The sequence below is a fragment of the Tardiphaga sp. 285_C5_N1_2 genome (assembly GCF_052076065.1).
In the GTDB taxonomy this organism is placed as follows: Bacteria; Pseudomonadota; Alphaproteobacteria; order Rhizobiales; family Xanthobacteraceae; genus Tardiphaga; species Tardiphaga robiniae.
Genome location: NZ_CP197241.1, coordinates 5,887,886 through 5,906,362, shown reverse-complemented (window position 1 = coordinate 5,906,362; position 18,477 = coordinate 5,887,886). Strand labels below are relative to the sequence as shown.

20 protein-coding genes are annotated in these 18,477 nt (G+C 62.5%); 12 read left to right on the top strand and 8 right to left on the bottom strand.

The window, feature by feature from the left end; genetic code table 11:
* Nucleotides 1-12 precede the first annotated feature (12 nt).
* Both coaE and dnaQ read left to right on the top strand, forming a co-directional pair.
* Nucleotides 13-612 (top strand): dephospho-CoA kinase, encoded by a 600-nt coding sequence (coaE, locus tag AB7951_RS27980; RefSeq protein WP_439060250.1) that lies wholly within the window; start codon nucleotides 13-15, stop codon nucleotides 610-612.
* 32 nt (nucleotides 613-644) lie between these two features.
* Complete coding sequence (dnaQ, locus tag AB7951_RS27975) at nucleotides 645-1,346, top strand: DNA polymerase III subunit epsilon (protein ID WP_089263111.1); 702 nt, start codon at nucleotides 645-647, stop codon at nucleotides 1,344-1,346.
* Nucleotides 1,347-1,407: 61 nt separating this feature from the next.
* Here the strand turns inward: dnaQ and secB are convergent, their stop codons facing one another.
* Nucleotides 1,408-1,887, bottom strand: a complete 480-nt coding sequence (gene secB / locus AB7951_RS27970) for a protein-export chaperone SecB (RefSeq protein ID WP_068730233.1) — start codon at nucleotides 1,885-1,887, stop codon at nucleotides 1,408-1,410.
* A 504-nt stretch (nucleotides 1,888-2,391) separates the two neighbouring features.
* Here secB and AB7951_RS27965 point away from each other — a divergent pair.
* Genes AB7951_RS27965 through AB7951_RS27955 form a run of 3 tightly spaced genes read left to right on the top strand, consistent with a single transcriptional unit; the run spans nucleotide 2,392 to nucleotide 5,415 of the window.
* Complete coding sequence (locus tag AB7951_RS27965) at nucleotides 2,392-3,087, top strand: Tim44/TimA family putative adaptor protein (protein ID WP_068730234.1); 696 nt, start codon at nucleotides 2,392-2,394, stop codon at nucleotides 3,085-3,087.
* Nucleotides 3,065-4,822, top strand: a complete 1,758-nt coding sequence (gene mltA / locus AB7951_RS27960; protein ID WP_439062037.1) for a murein transglycosylase A — start codon at nucleotides 3,065-3,067, stop codon at nucleotides 4,820-4,822. Before AB7951_RS27965 ends, mltA begins: the two co-directional genes overlap by 23 nt.
* Nucleotides 4,819-5,415: a Smr/MutS family protein gene (locus tag AB7951_RS27955; protein ID WP_120287681.1), complete on the top strand. Its 597-nt coding sequence runs from the start codon at nucleotides 4,819-4,821 to the stop codon at nucleotides 5,413-5,415. The genes mltA and AB7951_RS27955 overlap by 4 nt, the downstream gene beginning before the upstream one ends.
* A 49-nt stretch (nucleotides 5,416-5,464) precedes the next feature.
* Here AB7951_RS27955 and hslU read toward each other — a convergent pair whose 3' ends face one another.
* The 3 genes from hslU to hslV are packed head-to-tail and all read right to left on the bottom strand — an operon-like array spanning nucleotide 5,465 to nucleotide 7,988.
* Nucleotides 5,465-6,766, bottom strand: a complete 1,302-nt coding sequence (gene hslU, locus AB7951_RS27950) for an ATP-dependent protease ATPase subunit HslU (RefSeq protein WP_089263106.1) — start codon at nucleotides 6,764-6,766, stop codon at nucleotides 5,465-5,467.
* 41 nt (nucleotides 6,767-6,807) lie between these two features.
* Nucleotides 6,808-7,419: a DUF2585 domain-containing protein gene (locus tag AB7951_RS27945; protein WP_439062038.1), complete on the bottom strand. Its 612-nt coding sequence runs from the start codon at nucleotides 7,417-7,419 to the stop codon at nucleotides 6,808-6,810.
* Complete coding sequence (hslV, locus tag AB7951_RS27940; protein ID WP_120287682.1) at nucleotides 7,416-7,988, bottom strand: ATP-dependent protease subunit HslV; 573 nt, start codon at nucleotides 7,986-7,988, stop codon at nucleotides 7,416-7,418. Before hslV ends, AB7951_RS27945 begins: the two co-directional genes overlap by 4 nt.
* A gap of 201 nt (nucleotides 7,989-8,189) precedes the next feature.
* On the opposite strand from hslV, the gene hisB reads away from it, so the two are divergent.
* Genes hisB through coaA form a run of 7 tightly spaced genes read left to right on the top strand, consistent with a single transcriptional unit; the run spans nucleotide 8,190 to nucleotide 12,843 of the window.
* Nucleotides 8,190-8,783, top strand: a complete 594-nt coding sequence (hisB, locus tag AB7951_RS27935) for an imidazoleglycerol-phosphate dehydratase HisB (RefSeq protein ID WP_120287683.1) — start codon at nucleotides 8,190-8,192, stop codon at nucleotides 8,781-8,783.
* Nucleotides 8,784-8,814: 31 nt separating this feature from the next.
* Nucleotides 8,815-9,345 carry a DUF2628 domain-containing protein gene (locus tag AB7951_RS27930; RefSeq protein WP_089263100.1) on the top strand — a complete coding sequence of 177 codons (531 nt, stop codon included), beginning with the start codon at nucleotides 8,815-8,817 and terminating at the stop codon, nucleotides 9,343-9,345.
* Nucleotides 9,342-9,992, top strand: a complete 651-nt coding sequence (gene hisH / locus AB7951_RS27925; RefSeq protein ID WP_120287684.1) for an imidazole glycerol phosphate synthase subunit HisH — start codon at nucleotides 9,342-9,344, stop codon at nucleotides 9,990-9,992. The genes AB7951_RS27930 and hisH overlap by 4 nt, the downstream gene beginning before the upstream one ends.
* Nucleotides 9,989-10,720, top strand: a complete 732-nt coding sequence (gene hisA, locus AB7951_RS27920; protein ID WP_120288087.1) for a 1-(5-phosphoribosyl)-5-[(5-phosphoribosylamino)methylideneamino]imidazole-4-carboxamide isomerase — start codon at nucleotides 9,989-9,991, stop codon at nucleotides 10,718-10,720. The genes hisH and hisA overlap by 4 nt, the downstream gene beginning before the upstream one ends.
* Nucleotides 10,721-10,730: 10 nt before the next feature.
* Nucleotides 10,731-11,492, top strand: coding sequence for an imidazole glycerol phosphate synthase subunit HisF (hisF, locus tag AB7951_RS27915; RefSeq protein WP_068730242.1), 762 nt, complete (start codon nucleotides 10,731-10,733; stop codon nucleotides 11,490-11,492).
* 48 nt (nucleotides 11,493-11,540) lie between these two features.
* Nucleotides 11,541-11,861 carry a phosphoribosyl-ATP diphosphatase gene (locus AB7951_RS27910; protein ID WP_089263096.1) on the top strand — a complete coding sequence of 107 codons (321 nt, stop codon included), beginning with the start codon at nucleotides 11,541-11,543 and terminating at the stop codon, nucleotides 11,859-11,861.
* 28 nt (nucleotides 11,862-11,889) lie between these two features.
* The gene (coaA, locus tag AB7951_RS27905; RefSeq protein ID WP_089263094.1) at nucleotides 11,890-12,843 is read left to right on the top strand and encodes a type I pantothenate kinase; all 954 of its coding nucleotides are present in this window, start codon (nucleotides 11,890-11,892) and stop codon (nucleotides 12,841-12,843) included.
* Between the two features lie 4 nt (nucleotides 12,844-12,847).
* Here the strand turns inward: coaA and AB7951_RS27900 are convergent, their stop codons facing one another.
* The 4 genes from AB7951_RS27900 to AB7951_RS27885 form a co-directional block, all read right to left on the bottom strand.
* Nucleotides 12,848-13,798 (bottom strand): GNAT family N-acetyltransferase, encoded by a 951-nt coding sequence (locus tag AB7951_RS27900; RefSeq protein WP_120288088.1) that lies wholly within the window; start codon nucleotides 13,796-13,798, stop codon nucleotides 12,848-12,850.
* Between the two features lie 138 nt (nucleotides 13,799-13,936).
* Nucleotides 13,937-16,183, bottom strand: a complete 2,247-nt coding sequence (locus AB7951_RS27895) for an ATP-binding protein (protein ID WP_439062039.1) — start codon at nucleotides 16,181-16,183, stop codon at nucleotides 13,937-13,939.
* Nucleotides 16,184-16,346: 163 nt separating this feature from the next.
* Nucleotides 16,347-16,829, bottom strand: coding sequence for a hypothetical protein (locus tag AB7951_RS27890; RefSeq protein ID WP_120287685.1), 483 nt, complete (start codon nucleotides 16,827-16,829; stop codon nucleotides 16,347-16,349).
* Nucleotides 16,830-16,936: 107 nt separating this feature from the next.
* A complete protein-coding gene (locus AB7951_RS27885) occupies nucleotides 16,937-18,475 on the bottom strand; it encodes a YifB family Mg chelatase-like AAA ATPase (RefSeq protein WP_120287686.1) in 1,539 nt (512 codons plus the stop codon).
* Nucleotides 18,476-18,477 lie beyond the last annotated feature (2 nt).

Genomic DNA, 18,477 nt, shown 5'->3' with positions numbered 1-18,477 from the left:
TATGAGGAATTGATGCGCGTATTGGGGCTGACCGGTTCGATCGGAATGGGGAAATCCACCACGGCGAAGTTGTTCATGGAAGCCGGCGTGCCGGTCTATGACGCCGACGCCACCGTGCACATGATCTATGAGGGCGAAGCTGCACCGCTGATCGAGGCGGCGTTTCCCGGAACCACCGTGAATGGCAAGGTCGACCGCGCGAAGCTATCGCCGCTGGTGGTGCACGATGCCGCCGCGATGAAGAGGCTCGAGCAGATCGTGCATCCGCTGCTCGGCGCCTATCACAGAAAATTCCTGGACGATGCAGAGAAGTCGGGTGCGCCGGTGGCAGTCGTCGATGTGCCCCTGCTCTATGAAACCGGCGGGGAAAAGCGGGTCGATGCTGTAGTCGTCGTGTCCACCAATCCCGAACAGCAGCGTGAGCGCATCCTGGCGCGCGAGGGTATGACGGCCGAGAAACTCGACGCCATTCTGGCGCGGCAGCTGCCTGACGCCGAAAAGCGCAAGCGCGCCGACTTCGTGGTGGATACATCGAACGGATTGGATCCCGTGCGGGAGCAGATCCGTGAAATTCTCGCCGAGGCTGTTAAGATGCCGCAACGGCGGCCGTAACCGCTCCCTGATTCGACAACCGGCTTATTGCGATGCGCGAAATCGTCATGGATACCGAAACAACCGGCCTCGATCCCCTCCGGGGCGATCGGCTGGTGGAAATCGGTTGCCTCGAAATTTTCAACCGGATGCCGACCGGCCAGACCTTCCATGTCTACGTCAATCCCGAGCGTGACATGCCTCAGGAAGCATTCAACGTGCACGGGCTGTCGGCCGAGTTCCTGTCAACCAAGCCGCTGTTTCACGAAGTGGTCGACGACTTCATGGCCTTCATCGGCGATTCGCCGCTGGTGATTCATAACGGCATGTTCGACCTCGGCTTCATCAATGCCGAACTCGATCGCATCAAGCGCCCGCCGGTGCCGCGCGAGCGTCTCGTTGACACGCTGCTGCTGGCGCGCCGCAAGCATCCCGGTGTGTCGAACAAGCTCGACGATCTCTGCGCCCGCTATGCGATCGACAATTCCCGCCGCACCAAGCACGGCGCGCTGCTCGACTCCGAATTGCTGGCGGAAGTCTATATCGACCTCATTGGCGCCCGGCAGTCGCAACTTATCCTGGCGGACGAAGCGCCCGCGCAGCGCACTGGCAGCATCAATGACGCACCGCGCCGCCAGCGCGAGATCGCACTTGCGCCGCGCGTGACCGAAGCCGATCGCGCCGAGCACCGCGCCTTTGTCGCAACGATGGGCGAGAAGGCAATCTGGAACGAATTTCTGGGAACGCCGTCGTAAAACGACAATGGCCGGGACAAGCCCGGCCATGAGGTAAGCTTATTGTTTGGAGCACCCGAACTTAGTTTGCCGGACCAGCGTCGGCTTGAGCCTGACGTTCCAGGTTCTGCCGGTACAGACCGACGAAATCCACGGGATCGAGCATCAGCGGCGGGAAGCCGCCATCGCGCACAGCGGTGGCGATGATTTCGCGCGCGAACGGGAACAGCAGGCGCGGGCATTCGATCATAACCAGCGGGTGCAGGTTTTCCTGCGGCACGTTGACGATGCGGAATACGCCGGCATAGGCCAGTTCGAACGAGAACAGCACCGAGCCGGCGTTCTCGGCCTTGCCCTCGACCGACAGCGTCACTTCATATTCGCTCTCGGAGAGATTGTTGGCGCCGACATTGATCTGGATATTGATGTTTGGCTGCTGGGCCTGCGGTGCCAGCGAGGCTGGGGCGTTCGGGTTTTCGAACGACAGGTCCTTGGTGTACTGCGCCAGTACATTAAGCTGAGGGGGGGACTGCTCCGGAGGGGTGCCGTTGCCGTTTGCCATCGAAAATTCTCCTGAAGCGCTGCCGGGCGGGTGGAACCGGTTCGTCGCGGGCGTCCGCACGAACGGTCGAATGAGGTGATCGCGGCGAGTGGCTATCATAGGCCTGCGGCACTCGACAAGGATGCCACGCCACAACCTGGACGCTAGAAAATCGCTGGTTTGACCCACCGCTTGGGCATCCAGGTGCAAAACCGGTCATATTCGCCCCGAATTCACGTTAAATGACTGAAAGTGCGGGTTTTCCTCGTTCGATCCGATTTCCTCTGACAGACAAACGCGCTAGAATTTATCGAAACGGTTGCGGTCGAGGCTGCCGGTGCGAAGGCCGCTTTGCCGCAGCCGGACACGATGGCGCGCCATTGGCTGGGCTTAGTTTCATGTCTACATGGAGCAGGTTCGCCCATGACGCGATCTCCCGACCCTGTGGGAGCCGATTTCAGCACCGCGATGGGCGGCATAGTCTTCCGCCGGGCATGCCCGGCACCGATCAGAAAGCAATAAGACGTGGACATTTACACCATCATCTTCCTGGCACTGGCGGTCTTCATTTTCATCCGCCTGCGCAACGTGCTCGGACAGCGCACCGGCGAGGAGCGTCCGCCCTTCGACCGCGCCGCGCGTGATGCTCTGCCGCCCGAAGGCAATGTCGTGCCGATGCCCGGCGGTCCGATCGATCAGGCTGCGCCGGCACCGGCCGCCGACGTCTCTCCCGCCGAGCGCTGGAAGGGCATCACCGAACCGGGCACGCCGCTCGCCGCCGGTCTCGATGCCATCGTCGACCAGGATTCGTCGTTCGATCCGCGCCATTTCATCACCGGCGCCAAGGGCGCCTATGAGATGATCGTGTTGGCCTTTGCCAATGGCGATCGTCGGTCGCTGAAGGATCTGCTGTCATCGGAAGTGTTCGACTCGTTCGACGCCGTCATCAAGGACCGCGAGAAGAACGAGCAGAAGACCGAGACCCGTTTCGTCTCCATCGACAAGGCCGAACTCGTCGGCGCCGAAGTGCGCGATCGCGCGGCACAGCTCACCGTACGTTTCGTGTCGCAGATGATTTCGGTGACGCGCGACAAGACCGGCGCTGTGGTCGACGGCAATGCCGACAAGGTCAGCGACATCACCGACGTCTGGACCTTTGCCCGCGACATCACTTCGCGCGATCCGAATTGGAAGCTGGTTGGCACCGGCAGCGTGCAATAACGCTGCCAGGCTCGGCCGGCTTGCCGCGCTGTGCGTGATTGCTGCTGCGTTGGTCCCTGTCTCTGCAGACGCACGGGTCCGGCGTCACGCCAAGCACGTCAAGAATGATCCTGCACAATTTGTGTATGCGCCGCGGCACAATCCGCCGCGGGAATGGCCGTTCGAATTCACAGGCAGCCAATATGCGCCGGTGAATTGGGCCGATATCGCCGGCTGGAGCGAGGACGATCACCTCCTCGCCTTCCAGGCTTTTCGCACCAGCTGCAAGCCGATTGTTGCTCAACGCAACCCACCAACTGATTCGAAGGCGCTCGGCACCACGCTCCGCGATCCCTGCCGGGCTGCGAGAACTGCCGAGATTTCCGATGGCGCCAAGGCCCGCGCTTTCTTCGAAGACCATTTTCTGCCGCTGCGTATCTCACGGCTCGGCGAGCCTGAAGGTTTCGTCACCGGCTACTATGAGCCGGTGATCGACGGTTCGCGCACGAAGACTGACGTTTACACCGTGCCGGTCTATCGCCGCCCGTCGAATCTGTTTGTGCGCGGCTATCGCCAGTCATCCGCAAGCATGCCGAATGGCGGCGATGTGTTCCGCAAGATCGGTCGTCGCAAACTCGTGCCTTATTATGATCGTGGTGAGATCGAAGACGGCGCCATCGCCGGGCGCGGGCTCGAAATCGTCTGGCTGAAGAGCCAGACCGATTTGCTGTTCACGCAGATCCAGGGCTCGGCGCGCGTTCGCCTCGAAGACGGCGGCACGGTGCGGATCAATTACGATGCGCATAATGGCTATCGCTATACGCCGGTCGGTCGCGTGCTGATTGATCGTGGCATCATTCCGCGCGAGCAGATGTCGATGCAGCGTATCCGGCAATATATGGAAGAGAACCCGGATGCCGCGAGCGAACTGCGTCGGCAGAATCGCTCCTATGTCTTCTTTCGCGAAGTGCAGCTCTCCGACAAGGACGAAGCCGTCGGTGCGCAAGGCGTGCCGCTGACGCCGGGCCGATCCATCGCCGTCGACAAGTCGCTGCATGTCTATGGCACACCGTTCTTCATCGAAGGCGATCTGCCGGTCGACTCGGATACGGCAAAGACGCCGTTCCGTCGCCTGATGGTAGCGCAGGACACCGGCTCGGCCATTGTCGGCCCGGCCCGTGCCGATCTGTATTTTGGGGCCGGCGCAGAAGCTGGCCGAGTCGCCGGCCGGATGCGCCATCCTGCGCGCTTTGTTATGCTGGTGCCGAAGAGTCTCGATCCCTCTGTGCGCGGCCATCACATGCCGCTGCCCGATGCGCGGCCGTCGGAGACAATCGCAAAGCTGTTTCCGCAGACCGAGCCGAAGCCGGTCGAAGCATCGAAGGTCGAAAATTCCGCGATCGATAACAAGGCTGCAGCAAGGCCCGATACGTCCAGGTCTGAGACATCGGTCGCGTCGAAATCCGCAGCGCGAGCCGCGACAACGACGACACCATTGCCAGCTGCAAAACCGGCTGCGGCTGCAATCGTACCCGCTCCGGCATCCCCGCCAGCCGCGGCTACGACAGTGCCATTACCGGAGGCTCGGCCTGTGGTCGCGCCTCAAGTCGCAGCCGAGGCGAAGTCGCAGAAAAAACCCGAAGTAAAACCTGAAGTGAAACGGGAAGTGAAACCGAAACGTGCCAAAGCCAGGCACCGCGTGTATCGTCGCGCAGCGAAGCAGCCGCAGTCCCTCTTCCGTTTCCCCTGGCAATGAAGCGTTCACGTCCACCGCAACTTATCGATCCCGTGGCGCCGCGCCGTCGCCGCACGCTGAGCGAAGAGGAGCGCGCGCTCTGGGAATTGGTCGCCAAACAGGTCAAGCCGCTGCGCAAGAAGCGTGTGGTGAAGCCGGAGCCTGAGGAAGACGGGCCAACGCTTGTGAAAGTCGCGGCGCCCAAGAAGATGACCTCGGCACCGCCGGCAGTCCTCAAAACCGCAAAGCCTGCGCCGCCGCCGGTGCCGCCTCTGGCGCCGCTCGGGCGTCGCGAGCGTTCGCAGCTCTCGCGCGGTCGCAAGGACATCGACGCGCGGATCGATCTGCACGGAATGACACAGACGCGCGCGCATCACGCGCTGTCGGCATTCCTGCATCGCGCCAGCCATGACGGCATGACTTTCGTGCTGGTTATCACCGGCAAGGGCCGCACGACCGGCCCGGAATCCGAACGCGGTGTCCTGCGCCGCCAGGTGCCGCTCTGGCTGGGCCTGCCGGAGTTTCGGTCGCTGGTGGTGGGATTCGAGGAAGCGCATATCGGGCACGGCGGCGCCGGTGCGCTGTATGTGCGGATCAGGCGGGCGCGTTCTTAACCTCTCCCCGCAAGAGCGGGGCGAGGGAGCGAGAGGTCGGTGCTTCGTCTCACAAAATAAACCGGCTCAGATCCGAATTCTTCGCCAGATCCCCCACATGCTTCTGCACATAGGCGGCATCTATTCGGATGGTCTCGCCGTTGCGATCGGGCGCAGCGAAGGAAATCTCGTCGAGCACGCGCTCCATCACCGTCTGCAAACGTCGTGCGCCGATATTCTCGACGCTTGAATTCACGGCAACGGCGACATCGGCCAGTGCATCGATGGCATCGTCGGCGAATTCCAGCGTCACGCCTTCGGTCTGCAGCAGCGCCACATATTGCTTGATCAGCGAAGCTTCCGGCTCGGTGAGAATGCGGCGCATGTCGTCGCGGGTCAGCGCATTAAGCTCGACGCGGATCGGCAGGCGGCCCTGCAATTCCGGCAAGAGATCGCTCGGCTTGGCAATATGGAATGCGCCGGATGCGATGAACAGGATGTGGTCGGTCTTCACCGCGCCGTGCTTGGTGGAGACGGTGGTGCCTTCGATCAGCGGCAGCAGGTCACGCTGAACGCCTTCGCGGGAGACTTCGCCGCCGCTGCGGCCGTCGCGCACGCAGATCTTGTCGATCTCGTCGAGAAACACGATGCCGTTGTTCTCGACCACTGAAATCGCTTCCTGCACGAGTGCGTCGCTGTCGAGCAGCTTGTCGGCTTCCTCATTCACCAGCGGCTCATGTGCATCTTCCACGCGCAGGCGGCGCGTCTTGGTGCTCTTGCCCATCTTGCCGAAGATATCGCCAATCGAGATCGCGCCCATCTGCGCGCCGGGCATTCCCGGGATTTCGAACATCGAGGGGCCGCCGGAGGACTGAACCTCGATCTCGATCTCCTTATCGTTGAGCTCGCCGGTGCGGAGCTTCTTGCGGAACGACTCTTTCGTTGCTGCGCTTGCGGTGGCGCCGACCAGCGCGTCGACTACGCGATCCTCGGCGGCGAGCTGCGCGCGCGCCTGGACGTCCTTGCGCTTGCGCTCGCGGGTCAGCGAGATCGCGACCTCGACGAGGTCCCTGATGATCTGCTCGACGTCGCGGCCGACATAGCCGACCTCGGTGAACTTGGTGGCTTCGACCTTGATGAAAGGCGCGCCGGCGAGCTTCGCCAGCCGCCGTGCGATCTCGGTCTTACCGACGCCGGTGGGGCCGATCATCAGGATGTTCTTTGGCAGCACTTCCTCGCGGAGCGATCCGGTCAGTTGCAGGCGCCGCCAACGATTGCGCAGCGCGATCGATACCGCGCGCTTGGCGTCGTGCTGGCCGACGATAAACCGGTCGAGTTCGCTTACGATTTCGCGGGGAGAAAAGTCGGTCATGTCACTCTACGTAAGTTGAGAAGGGCGTGGGGACAAGCGGATCAGATAATGGGTGGCCCGGCCTGCCAGCTTCGGATCGCTTCGAATGGATGAATCAGCATGATCACGTTCAAAGTGAGATTGTCGCGAATGTGCAGGCCGACCAGAATCTCGAACAGAAGCGCGATCGCGACGGTCGCGGCGACCGGCAGCTTCCGCGCCAGGATGAAGCCCGTGATCATCGACAGTGTATCAGCCAGCGAATTGACGATGCTGTCGCCGAAATAATCCAGCGACATCGTTCCGGCGCGATAGCGCTCGATGATCCAGCTCGAATTTTCCAGCAGCTCCCAGCCGCCTTCGACGAGCATCGCAACGATCAGCCGCGCGATCCAGGACAGTCGTGGAAACAGCAGCCAGGTGGCGGCGTAAAACAAGAAGCCGTGGATGATGTGAGAGAATGTGTACCAGTCGGTGAGGTGCTGTGAATTCTCCGAACTCAGCACTACGCCATGCCATAGCTTCACGTAGCCACAGGCGCAGATCGGCAATCGCCCCATCGCATAAAGAAGAGTCGCCTGCAGGGCGAGCAGGCCGAGTGCGATGACGACGCCCTGCTTGACCGAGAGGTCGCTGCCGGACGACGCGCGGGTATTGTGACCCGCGACGGTCATGCCTCCAGCATTTCCAGCGTCACGTTGCGGTTGGTGTAGACGCAGATATCGGCGGCGATATCGAGTGATTTGCGCACGATGGTCTCGGCATCCTGGTCGGTGTCGACCAGCGCCCGCGCTGCCGCCAGCGCGTAATTGCCGCCAGAGCCGATGGCCATCACGCCGGCTTCCGGCTCGAGCACGTCGCCGGTGCCGGTCAGCACCAGCGAGACGTCCTTGTCGGCGACGATCATCATGGCTTCCAGCCGGCGCAGATACCGGTCGGTGCGCCAGTCCTTGGCGAGTTCGACGGCCGCCCGGGTCAATTGGCCGGGATACTGCTCCAGTTTGGCTTCGAGACGCTCGAACAGCGTGAAGGCGTCCGCCGTGGCGCCGGCAAAGCCGCCGATCACGTCGCCCTTGCCCAGTTTACGGACCTTTTTGGCGTTGGATTTGATGACCGTCTGGCCGATCGAGACCTGGCCGTCGCCGCCGATCACGACTTTACCGCCCTTGCGGACGGTCAGGATGGTGGTGCCGTGCCAGACCGGAGACGGTCCGTCATGGGAGGCCGAATAGGATGCGTTCATGGAAACCCTCTTGAGCGCCTGATCTAGGCACGGATACCGGCCGTTGCAAATCCGGCGAGGAAGCATAGGCCAGCGGCCGATGGGCGCGGATTCCGGTCACCATAGGCGCAAAGATCGGTCCGGAATCGGCTCTCCCGCGGTAGCGAAGGTGTCATCTCCCTGTTAAAAGGGCGCGTTTTCAGCAGGCGGAGAGGCGTTTTCATGCGCACGGCGACGATCAGGCGCAAGACCAAGGAAACCGATATCGAGGTCTCCGTGAACCTCGACGGTACCGGTGTATCCAAATCGACCACCGGAATCGGCTTCTTCGACCATATGCTCGATCTGCTCGCCCGCCATTCCCGCATCGACGTCACCGTGAAAGCGGTCGGCGACCTTCATGTCGATTTCCATCATACGGTGGAGGATGTCGGCATCGCGCTTGGCCAGGCGGTCAAGCAGGCACTTGGCGATATGGCCGGGATCACCCGCTATGCCTCGGTTTATATGCCGATGGACGAGACCCTGACCCGGGTGGCGCTGGATATTTCCGGCCGGCCGGTGCTGGTGTTCAAGTCCACCTTCCCGACCCACAAGATCGGCGAATTCGACACCGAGTTGGTGCGCGAGTGGTTCAATGCCTTTGCGGGCAATGCGGGCGTGACTTTGCACGTCGAAACCCTATATGGCGAGAACAGCCATCACATTGCCGAATCCTGCTTCAAGGGTCTGGCGCGGGCACTGCGGGCGGGTGTTGCGATCGATCCGCGCAATGCCGGCGAAGTGCCATCCACCAAGGGTCAGCTCGGCGGCTGATCGGCCTCTACGGTTTCGGGCGGAGTTTGCCATGCCGGTCTACACAGTTCATGCGCCTCGCGGTGCCGGCCCTGAGCCGTTTGCGGCAACGGACAAGTTCGAGTTCGTGCGCGATGGATTCCATTTCTGGGCGTTCGTCGCCGGCCTGATCTGGCTGATCTATCATCGGCTGTGGTGGGCACTGCTCGGCTATGTCGTGCTGTCGATCGCCGGCGAAGTCGCGTTGTCGATGTTGAAGGTCGATCTCGGCGCCCGTTTCGTCGTGATGCTGCTGTTCGCGCTGCTGATGGGCTTCGAGGCGGCCAGCCTGCGACGCTGGACGCTGTCGCGCGGCAAGTGGCGTCAGCTCGATGTGGTCGTCGCCGATAACAAGGATGCCGCCGAGCGTCGCTTCTTCGATCGCTGGACCGCGCAGCACAACGCAGTCAACGATCAGTGGGCGAGCGATCGCGGCGGTCCGCCGCCGACCCGTCACGTTCCCAGCCAGTCTTTCTCACGTCCGCCGTCTCCGGCGCAAAACGACATCATCGGGTTATTCCCGCAACCGGGAGTGACACGGTGAGCGTTGCCATTATCGATTACGGCTCCGGCAACCTGCACTCCGCAGCGAAAGCGTTCGAGCGCGCCGCGCGCAGCATGGATGTGCCGGAGAAAATCATCGTCACGCGCGATCCCGAAGCGGTGTTCCGCGCCGATCGCATCGTGCTGCCTGGCGTCGGCGCCTTTGCGGACTGCCGCAAGGGACTGGATTCACTGGACGGCATGGTCGAGGCGATGACCGAAGCGGTGCGCGACAAGGCTCGACCTTTTTTCGGCATCTGCGTCGGCATGCAGCTGATGGCGACCAAGGGCAAGGAGCACGTCACGACCGACGGGCTGGGTTGGATCGCCGGCGATGTCGAGAAGATCAAGCCACGCGAAGAGAACCTGAAGATCCCGCATATGGGCTGGAATACGCTCGATATGGTGCGTGAGCACGCCGTGCTGGAGCGCCTGCCGCTCGGCCCGAAGGGTCGACACGCCTATTTCGTGCACTCCTATCACCTGAATGCGGTCAACGAGGCCGATGTACTGGCGCGCGCCGATTACGGCGGTCCTATCACTGCCATCGTCGGCAAGGACACCGCGATCGGTACGCAATTTCATCCCGAAAAGAGCCAGCGTTTCGGGCTGGCTCTGATTTCGAACTTTCTGAAGTGGAAGCCGTGATTCTCTTTCCCGCCATCGATCTGAAAAACGGCCAGTGCGTTCGCCTTGAGCAGGGCGACATGGCGCGCGCCACTGTGTTCAACCTTGATCCCGCGGCACAGGCGCGCGACTTCGAGACTCAAGGCTTCGAATATCTTCATGTCGTCGATCTCGATGGCGCCTTTGCAGGCAAGCCGGTGAATGCGCAGGCCGTGGAATCGATGCTGAAGGTCATCAAGATGCCGGTGCAGCTCGGCGGCGGCATTCGCGATCTCAAGACGGTGGAAGCCTGGCTCTCCAAGGGCATTACCCGCGTCATCATCGGAACGGCCGCGGTGCGCGATCCAGCTCTGGTCAAGGAAGCCGCGAAGAAATTTCCGGGCAAGGTCGCCGTCGGTCTGGATGCCCGCGACGGCAAGGTTGCCGTTGAGGGCTGGGCTGAGACCTCGACCGTCACTGCACTGGAAATCGCGCAGCGTTTTGAAGATGCTGGCGTCGCCGCCATCATCTTCACCGATATCGCGCGCGACGGTTTGCTCAAGGGTATCAATTGGGATGCGACGATTGCGCTGGCAGATTCGATTTCAATTCCGGTGATCGCCTCGGGCGGTCTCGCCTCCATCGATGATATCAAGGCCATGCTTGAGCCACGTGCTGCGAAGCTCGAAGGCGCGATCTCCGGCCGTGCGCTGTATGACGGGCGGATTGATCCGGCCGAGGCGCTGAAGCTCATCAAGCAGGCGGCATAAGGACCGAGCCATGTTCAAAGTCCGCGTCATCCCCTGCCTCGACGTCAAGGATGGACGCGTGGTGAAGGGCGTCAACTTCGTCGACCTGCGCGATGCCGGCGATCCCGTAGAGGCTGCGATCGCCTATGACGCCGCTGGCGCCGACGAGCTCACTTTCCTCGATATCAACGCTACCCACGAAAACCGCGGCACCATGATGGATGTGGTGCGTCGCACCGCTGAAGCCTGCTTCATGCCGCTGACGGTCGGCGGCGGCGTGCGTACGGTGGACGACATCAAGACGCTGCTGCGCGCCGGTGCCGACAAGGTCTCGATCAATTCGGCCGCGGTGGCCAATCGCCAGTTCGTCAAGGAAGCCGCCGAGAAGTTCGGCGACCAGTGCATCGTGGTGGCGATCGACGCCAAACGGTCCGGCTCGCGCTGGGAGATCTTTACCCATGGCGGCCGCAAGTCGACTGGCATCGATGCCATCGAATTCGCCCAGGAAGTCGTGTCCTTGGGCGCGGGTGAAATCCTGCTCACCTCGATGGACCGCGACGGCACCCGCTCCGGCTTCGATATCGAACTGACCCGGGCCATCGCCGACAGCGTCGGCGTACCGGTGATCGCCTCGGGCGGCGTCGGTAATCTCGATCATCTGGTGGAAGGTATCAGGAGCGGCCACGCCACCGCGGTGCTGGCGGCCTCGATTTTTCACTTCGGGGAATTTACCATTCGCGAGGCCAAGGAGCATATGGTCCGGGCCGGACTGCCGATGCGGCTCGACCCCTAGGTCAATCTCTGGCAGGAGTTTGCGCTGCCCAGCCAACAAGGCGCCGAAATGGCTTTTACGCTTCATGACCTTGCCGATACTATCGACGCCCGCGCGGCGGCGGGTGGCGACGCGTCCTATACCCGCAAGCTGCTCGACAAGGGCGCGGAGCATTGCGCCAAGAAATTCGGCGAGGAAGCGGTCGAAACCGTGATCGCGGCGGTCGAGAACGATCGCACCAATCTGATCAATGAAAGTGCCGACCTGCTGTTTCATCTGCTGGTGCTGCTGAAAGCGCGCGGCGTAACGATTCAGGAGGTCGAGGCGGCGCTCGGTCAGCGCACGTCCCAATCCGGACTGCAAGAGAAAGCGTCGCGCAAGAGCGAGTAACAGCGTCGATCACAACGGGGACCGCTTCATGGATATGCGGGCAGACCAACAATACAATCCCTATCGGAATTTCTCGCGCGAGCAGTGGGCCAAGCTGCGCGACGATACGCCGATGACGCTGGAGGCCGGCGAGATCGCCGCCCTGCGTTCGATGTATGATCGCCTCGATCTGCGCGAGGTCGAAGAGATTTACCTGCCGCTGTCCCGCCTGCTTTCGATCTATGTCACGGCGACACAACGTCTGTATTACGCGCAGCGCAAGTTCCTCGGCATCGAGGATCGCAAGATGCCCTATATCATCGGCGTCGCCGGGTCGGTGGCGGTCGGCAAGTCGACCACTGCCCGCGTGCTGCAGGCACTGCTCGCAAGATGGTCGCCGCGCCCCAAGGTCGATCTCGTCACTACCGACGGCTTTCTCTATCCGAATGCGGTGCTTGAGCGCGAAGGCATCATGCAGAAGAAGGGCTTTCCCGAAAGCTACGATCTGCCAACGCTGCTACAGTTTCTCAGTGACATCAAAGCCGGCCGCAATGCCGTCCGCGCGCCTGTGTATTCGCATCTCACTTACGACGTGGTCCCAAACAAGTGGGTCGAGGTCGATCAGCCCGACATCCTGATCGTCGAAGGCGTCAATGTGCTACAGACCGGCCGCCTCCCGCGCGACGGCAAGGCGGTGCCTGTGGTCTCCGACTTCTTTGACTTCTCCGTCTATATCGACGCCGATGAGCCGGTACTGCGCGACTGGTATGTGAGACGGTTTCTGGCGCTGCGCGACACCGCATTCCACGATCCGCGATCCTACTTCAATCGCTACGCATTGCTGTCGGATGAAGAAGCGACGGCGACGGCGCTGGCGATCTGGGAGCGCACCAACCTCGCCAATCTCGAAGACAACATCCTGCCAACGCGACCGCGTGCGACGCTTATCCTCAAAAAGGGTGCGGATCACGTAGTGGAAAACGTCGCGCTGCGTCGCCTCTAAGCGATTACGCCGCGTGGCGTGAGGTGTCCGTGCTGAAATGCTCGATATAGCGTGCGCCGATTGACGTCACCGGCATCACGATCAGAACGTCGGTGGTGCCGAACTGATGATCGATCACGGCGCCGTCGCCGATCATGGCGCCGATCCGTAGATAGCCTTTGATCAGCGGCGGTAGCGCACGAAGCGCCGCCTTGGTGTCGATGGCATCCGCGGCCATCCGGTTCATCTCGACATAGCGCGACGGATGCGCGCGGGCGCGCCAGGCTTCGGGCGCGCGGGCGTTGTGATGCAGGAACGACAGCGGCAGAGCGAGGCGATCCGGATCGGTGCCTTCAAAACTGGCGCAACCGATCATGACGTCGAACTTGTTCTGTCGCACGTAGCTCCAGATGCCCTGCCACAGCAATTCGACGGTGCGCTTGTTGCGGTAGCGCGGCAGCACGCAGGAGCGACCGAGTTCGAGAAACCGCAGACCGGCATGGCGCTCGATCATCCCCGACAGATCGAATTCGCTGTCGGTATAGAAACCCCCGTTCTGCATGGCCGCCTCATGGCGTAGCAGGCGATAGGTGCCGACCACGGGCTGCTTGCCGGACAGTGTGGGCTTGGCGTCGTGATCGACGACGAGAAGGTGATCGCAGATCTTGTCGAATGCATCCTTGTCGCGACGCGCCAGCATGGTGGCGGCGTCGGCGATCGCGGTGCCGTTCTTGTAGAATACCTTGTAGCGCAGACGCTGCGCGCGCTTCACATCGCGCTTGTCCTGCGCGAGGCGAACTTCGAGCGGACCCATCCGGCCCAGCGAACTCGTGGCGACGGGAATACCGTTGGCCGGATCGAGATGCAGCGGCGGCTTGAACCAGGTGATCGCAGTCTGCGCAGCGGCGCTCATGTTCTGGGGCCGCAACATCTGCATGAAACCCTGCTTCGGTCGCACCAGTTCGTTGCCGTGCATGGCCATCCCCAACTCAATCGCCTTGTGCCGCAGGCATCACGCGAATCATCGATGCGGCTTATCCGCACCAGACATCACGGGCGCTCAACAGCCGTGTGACGGGCGTGTTGCGGGGGTGTGACAGCGAAGGTGGAGCTGCTAGGCGGCGACGTGCCGCATCTTGGCGAGTCCCTTGAGGGCTTCGGCGAGCTTGTCGCGGTCCAGCGGCTTCATCAGGAAGCCGTCCATGCCGGCCTCGAAACAGGCATAGCGATCTTCGACCAGTGCATTCGCTGTGAGGGCCAGGATCGGGGTACGCCTGACGCGTTGACCGGCCTCGCGCGCGCGAATGCGTTTGGTGGTCTCGATGCCGTCGAGCTTCGGCATTTGGATATCCATCAGGACGAGGTCATAGGGCGTGCCTGCGGAGTCGGAGGCGAGCCAGGATTCCAGTGCCTCTTCGCCATTGGTGGTCACGACCGGCTTGTGGCCAAGCCGCGTCAGCAACGAGCGCATCAGTAGCGCGTTGATCTCGTTGTCTTCGGCGACTAGGATCGAGAGGCTGGGTGCTATCGCCGCCGTTGGTTCCGATGTGGCCGGATCACGATCCAACGGATCATCGGCGGCGATTGTCGGTGAGTCCGTCTGCAATGTGAGGCGCGCGGCGAGCGAGGTCGCACGCAGTGGCTTCACCAGATAGCCGGTGAACGCACTTGGCGTTGTGGGCTGCAGCTCATGACGCATCGCCGGCGTGAACAGCACGATCCGTCGCAGCGCGTGCGGAATTGCAGCGTTCGCAAGCCGCTCGGCAGCGTCAGCACCAAGAGCGCGATCGATCATGATGGCGTGCCATGAACGTTCGGGTAGCAGCGCTTGCGCGACGGCGAGATCGGACACAGTGCAGGTCTGCGCGCCCCATCGCCCGAGTCGCAGGGCTGTGAGCGAAGCTTCGATGGTTTGTGGCGCCACCAGCATCACCGAAAGGCCCGTGAGATCCGGCGGCACGAAGGTCGCGGCGCCGCTGTCGGAAGCGGTGAGCGGGATAGACACTTCGAATGTCGAGCCGGCACCGAGCGTGCTCTGCAGCGTGATGCGGCCGTTCATGCGCTTGACGATGCGCTCGCTGATGCTGAGGCCAAGACCCGTTCCGCCATAGTGCCGCGCGGTACCCTCGTCTGCCTGTTCGAATTCGCGGAAGATGCGCTGCTGCGCATCCGGCGCGATGCCGATGCCGGTGTCACGCACCAGGAAAGAGACTTCGTTCGGCCAGATGCCGGGTTCGACGATCAGCGCTACGCCGCCGGTCGCCGTGAACTTGATGGCATTGCCGGCGAGATTGAGCAGCACCTGGCGCAGGCGCGCCGCATCGCCCATCACTGTCAGCGGCAATCGTTCATCGACATAGGCCGCGATTTCGAGATTGCGTGCCTGCGCGCGCGGCGCCAGCAATTCGGTGATGTCCTCGATCAATCCGGCTAGTGCAAAGGGTCGATGTTCCAGATCGATCTTGCCGGCCTCGATCTTGGAGTAATCTAGCAGCTCCTCGATCAGCGACAGCAGCGCATCGCCGGAGGTCTTCACGGCCTTGGCGTAAGTGGTCTGTTCGGGTGTCAGCGGCGTATCGAGCAGCAAGCCGCTCATGCCGAGAATGCCGTTCAGCGGCGTGCGGATTTCATGGGACGCCATCGCGAGGAACCGCGACTTGGCGCGGTTGGCGGCATTGGCATGGTCGCGCGCTTCACCGAGGGCGCGTTCGGTCTGGGTGCGGTCGGTGACATCGCGACCCACGCATTGCAACTCGGCGGGCTGGCCCGCATCGATCCGCACCAGACCTTCGCGCCAGGCGATCCAGCGCGGACCGGTCGCCGTGGCGATCTTCTGATCGTGCATGCTGGTGCCGTTGGGCTCGTTGGCGATATCGCCCTGCTCCAGCAGCGTGAGTTCGAAGTGGCTGCCGATCAATGCTTCGCGCGATTGTTCCGCCAGCGCACAATAAGCATCGTTGACGAAGGTGATGCAGCCTTCGCTGTCACGGATCACAATGAGGTCGCCCTGTGCCTCGAACAGGCTGCGCGCGCGCTCTTCGGCTTCTTTCAATTCCCAGTTCCGATCGACCAGGGCTTCGTTATGCGCAGCCAATTTGCGCATCCGCTTGCCTATGAAGCGCATACGGATGCTCATGGTGGCCAAGGCGACGCAGGCCAGCGCGAACAGAAAGCTGGCACCGATCGCAAAAGCATGCGGGTCGTAACCTGAGTCTTTCGAGGTCGAACCTGAGATGAAACCATAGGCGCCACCGAAGGCAGCCGAGAACATCACGAAGGAGCGGATGACGAAAGCAAGCCACGGAAAACGGCGCGCGAAGCGGCGGAAGTAGACCTTGATCCGGAAAACACCTTTCGCCACAGATCAGCACTCCGGCTTGGTCACATCACGGCTCGCGCTTGCACGCGACTACAGGCCGCGACCAGGCGATCGCAGATGTCGGAGACAATGCGGGGATGTTGTTGCCAAGTGCTTGCGCGGTGGCAGTTTTGAATTTACCCGCGCAGACATGGTTGATGAAGCGTTAATGCGCGGCTTGGAGGCTGGCCGCTGCCATCCACGCCGGGGTGCGGCTGCGGGCGCTGACGATCAGCGCGGCGGCATCGCGCGCCGTGAAGCTGCGAGACTTCACGAAGATCCGGTAGTCGGCGTCACCTTCCTCCGACAGATAGATGGCGGGTTCCGAACTCGCGGATGTGTCGGCAATGCGGATGAAGCGCGTCGCAGCAGTGAGGGGACAAGCATCCGGTTCCGCGGCGTCGACATCATCAAGTACGACGAAGTCGGCGGTGTCAGCACTATCGACGATTTGCACACGGACGGTCGCCTGCTGGGGATCGTTGGTGAAGCTGACATGCGATTGCGCCTGCCAAGGCATGGCGGCGATCTGGATGGTGGTCTCACCGGTGGAGATGCAGGGATGCGTTCCGCTCACGAGATCGCCGCGGGCGAGAAAGGCTGCCAGCGCCAGGGGAATCGTCGAGGCTAAAATCTTGAAACGCAGCATGACACGGTACTCGCCCTGGCCCCGCAACGCGGGGTTATGGTGAGCAGAGCGTAAACAAAACTCGTTACTATCGCGTTGACGTCCACATCAGTGGCGAGGAGGAGACGTCAAGCAGCTCGGCGAATGTCCTCCGCCAGCGCGCGGTAAGACAACGCCTCGGCCAGATGCAGCCGCCCGATTTTCTCGGCGCCGTCGAGATCCGCCAGCGTCCGCGCCACGCGCAGTACGCGGTGATAACCGCGCGCGGTCAGTCGCATCGTTTCGGCGGCATCGCGCAACAATGTCAGTCCCTGCGCATCGGGCTGCGCAACCGTTTCCAGCACGGAGGCGGGCGCGGAGGCATTGGTATGTGTGCCCGGCAATCCCGCCGCGGCATAGCGCATGGTCTGCAGATCGCGCGCGGCGGCGACACGCGCCGCGACCTCGGCAGAACCCTCGGAAGGTGGCGGCAGAATGAGATCTGCTGCGGTCACCGCCGGGACTTCGATGCGCAGATCGATGCGGTCCATCAAGGGGCCCGAGATGCGCGCCTGATAATCCGAGGTGCAGCGATCGATGCGGCCGCGCTTGCAAGAGAAGCCCGGCTCGAAAGCGTGGCCGCAGCGGCATGGATTCATCGCGGCAACCAGCATAAAGCGAGCGGGATAGGTGACGCGGTGATTGGCGCGCGACACGGCGACCTCGCCATTCTCCAGCGGTGCGCGCAGCGAATCCAGCACGCGCGGATCGAACTCCGGCAGTTCATCGAGAAACAGCACGCCTTGATGCGCCAGCGAAATCTCGCCCGGCCGCGCGCGCAGGCCGCCCCCGGTGAGTGCGGCCATGCTGGCAGAATGATGCGGTGCGCGGAACGGCCGGCGTGAGGTGAGTGCGCCGTCCTTGATCTCGCCGGCCACCGACGCAATCATCGAGACTTCGAGGAGCTCCGCCGGCGATAGTGGCGGCAGGATCGACGGGAGCCGTGCCGCCAGCATGGATTTGCCTGATCCTGGACTCCCTGCCATCAGCAGGTGATGGCCGCCCGCGGCAGCGATCTCCAGCGCGCGCTTGGCGCTTTCCTGTCCCTTGATGTCGCGCAGATCCAGCAGCGTTTCTTCACGCGCATGTATCTTCGGCTGCGGCCGTGACAAAACCTGCGTACCCTTGAAGTGATTGGCGATCTGGATCAGCGACGTCGCGGCGATGATCTGGATATCGGGACTGGCCCAGGCGGCTTCCGCGCCGCAGGCTTCTGGGCAGATCAATCCCTCGTCCCGCGCATTGGCGCCGATCGCTGCAGGCAGTACGCCAGCCACTGGCGCGAGCGAGCCATCGAGACCGAGTTCGCCGAGCACGGTGAAGCCCGTCAATGCATCCGGCGGAATCGCGCCGATCGCGGCCATCAATCCCAGCGCGATCGGCAGATCGTAATGGCTGCCTTCCTTGGGTAAGTCAGCGGGCGCGAGATTGACGATGATCCGCCGTGCCGGCAGCGCCAGACCCGAGGCGACCAGCGCGGCACGGACCCGTTCGCGCGCTTCGGATACTGCCTTGTCGGGCAGGCCGACGATCAAAAAATTCGGCAGACCGGGCACGACCTGAACCTGCACGTCGACCGCGCGGGCCTCGATCCCCTCAAAGGCTACGGTGGAAACACGTTGAACCATGC